General features: G+C 60.2%; 4 protein-coding genes. 3 read left to right on the plus strand and 1 reads right to left on the minus strand.

What is annotated here, in order from left to right; translation table 11 throughout:
- On the minus strand, window positions 1-1,464 hold a 1,464-nt coding region (locus V6C16_RS07560), incomplete at its 3' end, for an insulinase family protein (protein WP_333542963.1).
- A gap of 306 nt (window positions 1,465-1,770) precedes the next feature.
- Here V6C16_RS07560 and rpsB point away from each other — a divergent pair.
- From rpsB to V6C16_RS07575, 3 genes are all read left to right on the plus strand, one after another.
- The gene (rpsB, locus tag V6C16_RS07565) at window positions 1,771-2,535 is read left to right on the plus strand and encodes a 30S ribosomal protein S2 (protein ID WP_333536931.1); all 765 of its coding nucleotides are present in this window, start codon (window positions 1,771-1,773) and stop codon (window positions 2,533-2,535) included.
- Window positions 2,536-2,673: 138 nt separating this feature from the next.
- Window positions 2,674-3,534: a translation elongation factor Ts gene (gene tsf, locus V6C16_RS07570; protein WP_333536930.1), complete on the plus strand. Its 861-nt coding sequence runs from the start codon at window positions 2,674-2,676 to the stop codon at window positions 3,532-3,534.
- A 284-nt stretch (window positions 3,535-3,818) separates the two neighbouring features.
- A partial coding sequence (locus V6C16_RS07575; protein WP_333542964.1) for a TerC family protein occupies window positions 3,819-5,152 on the plus strand: 1,334 nt, incomplete at its 3' end.

The raw sequence follows: 5,152 nt of genomic DNA on the forward strand, positions 1-5,152 counted from the left end.
CACGGCCGCGCGTTCTGCAGGGCCGGCTGCGGCCTGCACGGCGTCCACACGGGCTTTTTCCGCCGCGTCACGGGCTTTGCCAAGACCTGTATCCGGCAGCAGCACCACGGTGGCGCGATGGTTGTTGTTCAGGAACCAGTCTTTTATGGCCTGCTCGAATACGGGTTCGCCTGCCTTGATGCGTTTTTTCAGTGCGGCAAGCGGGGCCTCCCACGCCAGCGGGGCCAGGGGATCGCCGTCATACAGCCAGGTGGACAGTGACTGGATCATGGCTGAAAGCCCGCGCGGGAAGCGGCCGGAATTGTTTTCGCGATAGGCGAATTCCACGGTATTGACGGCGGCTTCCACAGCGGCCGCCGGGATGCCTTCTTCGGCCAGTTGCGCCAGGGTTTCAAAAATGAGCACTTCGGCCGCCGGAACGTCTCTGGGGGCCACGCCCTTGAGGCCGGTGGAGTAGTACATCTGGCGCAGGTCGGTTTCCAGCCCGCAGCCCGTGGTGTCTTCGCCAAGGCCGGAGGCGATGAGCGCCTTGCGCAGGGGAGAGCCGGGCAGCCCCTCAAGGATGTGCTCAAGCATTTCCATCAGCAGGGCCTGATTCACGTCGCCGCGTTCGCCAAGCAGCCAGTTGACCGTGAACAGGGCGCGTTTTTCGCCTTCGGAAGCCGCGTAGGGAACTTCGATATGGCGCGGCGTGTCGATGCGGGCCTGAAGGGGAACGGTGGAATCCACCGGGCGCGCCGCGTACTGTTCAAGGGCTTGGCCCGCAATGCGCAGCCGTTCCGCTTCCGGGTCATCGCCCCAGAAGAAAAAGCGGGCGTTGCTCGGGTGGTAGTAGCGGCTGTGGAAGTCGCGAAAAGCCTCGTAGGTGAGGTCGGGGATGCACTGGGGGTTGCCCCCGGAATCAAGGCTGTACAGCGTGTCGGGGAAAAGGGCCTGCTGGCTCTGCTCGGCAAGCACGGAGTCCGGCGAGGAATAGACGCCCTTCATTTCATTATAGACAACGCCCTTGTAGGCCCAGGGGCCGTCCGCGGAGGGCGCGTCCACATGCCAGCCTTCCTGCTTGAAGATGTCTTCGTTGATGCGCGGGTGAAAAACGGCGTCAATATAGACGTCGATAAGATTGTAAAAGTCGCGCAGATTGCAGCTTGCCACCGGATAGCAGGTTTTGTCCGGAAAGGTGAAGGCATTGAGGAAGGTTTGCAAGGAGCCTTTGAGCAACTCCACAAACGGTTCCTTGACGGGGTATTTGTCAGACCCGCAGAGGACGGAGTGTTCCAGAATGTGGGCCACGCCGGTAGAATCGGTGGGCGGCGTGCGAAAGCTCACGCCAAAGCACTTGTTTTCGTCCGTATTGCTGATGGAAAGCAACTGTGCGCCGGTGGCTTCGTGCCGCCACAGACGGGCGGAGCCGTCCACTTCGCGCAACTGCTGTTCGGTGATCAGGGTAAAGCCGTAGTTGTTCATGTTTTTTCCTGCGGATATTTTTTCTTGTATTTTTGCGGCAGATGAACACCAACTATAAGGGCTGCTTCAGGCTTTGAAAAGGGGCTGCACGCAGGCCGTTTTTTGGGCGGAAAGGGCGCGTCGGCGCTTGCCAAGCCTACAGTGATCATGTATGTACACCCTTTCCATCAAGCACACCCAGGCAGCGGCCCGGGGTGCCCGGCGGAATGTCGCGTGTGGCGGCGTTCTTTTTTGCGCTTCAGGCGCAACGCCGGGTTGCAGGGTCAGGGCGTGGGTGGAAGAAAACAACCCTTTGGAGGAATCCCCATGGCTTACGTCAGCATGAAGCAAATGCTGGAAACCGGCGTGCACTTCGGTCACCAGACCCGCCGCTGGAACCCCAAGATGCGTCCTTACATTTTCGGCGCGCGCAACGGCATCCATATCATCGACCTGCAGCAGACCGTGAAGCTCTTCCGCATTGCCCACGACAAAGTGGTGGACGTTGTGGCCAAGGGCGGCAAGGTTCTTTTCATCGGCACCAAGCGCCAGGCCCAGGAGGCCGTGGCCGCCGAAGCCGGTCGCGCCGGGCAGTTTTTTGTGACCAATCGCTGGATGGGCGGCACGCTCACCAACTTTGTCACCATTCAGAAGAGCGTTGACCGCCTGAAGAAGCTTGAAGCCATGTTTGCCGACGGCAGCATCAACCGCTACCAGAAAAAGGAAATCCTGCTTCTGGAACGCGAGCTTGCCAAGCTGGAAGAAACCCTCGGCGGTATCAAGAATATGGAGCGTCTGCCCCAGATCGCTTTTATCATCGACCCCCATCGCGAAGACATCGCCGTCAAGGAATGCCGCAAGCTCGGCATCCCGATTGTTGCTGTCACCGACACCAACTGCGACCCTGATGTCATCGACTACATCATCCCCGGCAACGATGACGCCATCCGCGCCATCAAGCTGTTTGTGGCCGCTTTCGCCGAAGCCTGCATGGAAGGCGAAGCCATGGGCAAAGACCACAAGGGCGAAACCGCCAACGCTGAAGAAGCCATGCAAAAGGCCGCCGCTGCCGAAGCTGCTCCCGCCCAATAGCCGGCTTTCTGCTTTCGCATTCCTGGGGGCAGCGCAACCTGATTTATGGCTGCGCTGCCCCGTTTTGGATGCAATTCTGCAATTCAAGAAGTAATTTTGATAACTCCGGCTGCAGGCCGGACGCATTTGGAGAATACAATGGCTGCTATCACTGCTCAGATGGTGAAAGAACTGCGTGAAATGACCGGCGCGGGCATGATGGACTGCAAGAAAGCCCTGGTGGAAGTGGAAGGCGACCTGGAAAAGGCCGTTGACTGGCTGCGCCAGAAGGGCATGGCGAAGGCTGCCAAAAAATCCGGCCGCGCCACCAGTGAAGGTCTTGTAACCGTGGCCCTGAGCGATGACGGCAAAACCGTGGCTATGGCTTCGCTGCTGTGCGAAACCGACTTTGTGGCCCGCGGTGACCAGTTCCAGGCCATGGCCGCCAAGGTGGCTAAAAGCGTGCTGGACAATGCCCCCGCCGACGCCGTTGCCCTTGAAGCCCTTATGGGTGAAGAAGTGACCCAGCTCATCGCCTCTGTGGGCGAAAACATGCAGCTCGGCAAATTTGCCCATCACACCAAGCCCGGCGAAAGCTCCCTGGTGGGCCAGTATATCCACGCCAACGGCAAGATCGGCGTGTTGACCTTCCTGACCTGCGGCAAGGCCGAAAGCGCCGACAAGCCCGAAGTGCAGGAACTCGCCAAAAATATCGCCATGCAGGTGGCTGCTGCCAGCCCCATGGCGCTTGACGCCGCAAGCCTTGACCAGGCCGCTGTGGAACGCGAACGCGAAGTGTACCGCCAGAAGGCCCTGGAAGAAGGCAAGCCCGCCAATATCGTTGACAAGATTGCTGACGGCGCGGTTAAAAAGTTCCAGAAGGAAGTGTGCCTTATGGAACAGCCCTATATCCGCGACGACAAGAAGACCATCGCCGATATCGTTCGTGAAACGGGCAAGGCCGTGGGCGATGAAATCACTGTTACCGGCTTTGAACGCATCCAGCTCGCTGCCGAGTAATGGCATCTGACTTTCCCGAGCCGGACCAGGCGACTGGTCCGGCCACATGCCGGGCGCCTTTGGGCGCGTGCCTGCAGCGGCATTCAGGTTTTCTGCTTTTCGGCCACGTCCGGCGCGTCCTGTGCCTTGCACCGGAAGCTGAAAACCACCCGATGCCCGAGGCAACGGAAATTTACTGACAAAAGGGGGCTTTCGGCCCTCTTTTGTCTTTTTTAGGGGGCCGGGCATGGGCCGCCGCATCCGTCATTCCGCAAGAAGGGGCAACCGCCCCGGAGCGTGACATTATGTTCGACTTTTCATGGGTCACACACCTTTCCGCCTGGGCTGGCCTGGGCACGCTTGTGCTGCTTGAAGTGGTACTTGGGGTGGACAACCTGGTTTTTATTTCCATTCTCGTGGGGCGTCTGCCCGGTGAACGCAAGCGACAGGCTTTTTTGGTGGGCCTTGGCCTGGCCCTGCTCATGCGCATGCTGCTGCTTACGGTCATGGCGCGTCTGGCAACGCTGACAACCCCCCTGTTTGAGCTGGGGGGCCACGGCTTTGCCGCCCGCGACCTTATACTGATGGCCGGGGGCGTGTTTCTGCTGCTCAAGGGAACAATGGAGCTGCATGACCGGCTTGAGGGCCATAGCGGCCGGTACGCCGGTGATTCGGGCCATCACGCGGATTTCTGGCAGGTCATTTTTCAGATAGTGGTGCTGGACGCCGTCTTTTCTCTTGATTCCATCATCACGGCCGTGGGCATGGTGGAGCACGTCACCGTCATGATGCTGGCAGTGGTCATCGCTATGGGCATCATGCTGCTGGCAGCGGCTCCCCTGCTCAACTTTATGGAGCGGCATCCCACGGTCATCGTGCTGTGCCTCGGTTTTCTGCTGATGATCGGCCTGAGCCTGCTGGCCGACGGCCTGGGTTTTCATATCCCCAAGGGCTATATGTACGCGGCCATTGTTTTTTCCATCATGGTGGAAGCGTGCAACCAGTGGGCGCTGCGCAACCGGCGCAGACGCTTCAGCATGCGCGACATGCGCGAATCCACGGCCCGCGTGATCCTGAATATCCTTGGTGGCAACGCTCCGGGGCAGGGTGACGCCCAGCTTGATGCGGCGGCTCTGGCCGGAGGCGAAAAAGAACAGCTTTTCGCGCCCAAAGAGCGGGATATGCTGGCCCGGGTCATACGCCTTGGCGGGCGCACGGCGCGTTTCATCATGATTCCGCGCCAGCGCGTGAACTGGCTGGACAGCAATGCCGACCGCAAAACCGTGAGCCGGTATGCCGCCGCGTCGCGCCTGGCCTGGCTGCCCGTATTGCGACGAGATACGGATGAAGTGCTCGGCGTGGTACACCCCGGCGATATCCTTGAGCGCGGCGACTGCTCGCCCGACGGCAAGTGGGATCTCAAGTCCTACATCCGGCCAGCGCCCACGATTTTTGAGCACACGCCCCTGCATGTGATTATGGAGGATTTCCGTACGCATCCCACGCCTCTTTCCTTCGTGCGGGATGAATACGGCAGCGTGGTGGGCGTGATCACTCCGGCAGAACTGTTGAGCGTGCTGGCCGGACAGATGGGCGACATGCCCGCCGGGCCGGAGGCTTGCCGCCGGCCTTGCGGCAG

The sequence above is a fragment of the Desulfovibrio sp. 1188_IL3213 genome (genome assembly GCF_036763145.1).
Taxonomy (GTDB): domain Bacteria; phylum Desulfobacterota; class Desulfovibrionia; order Desulfovibrionales; family Desulfovibrionaceae; genus Desulfovibrio.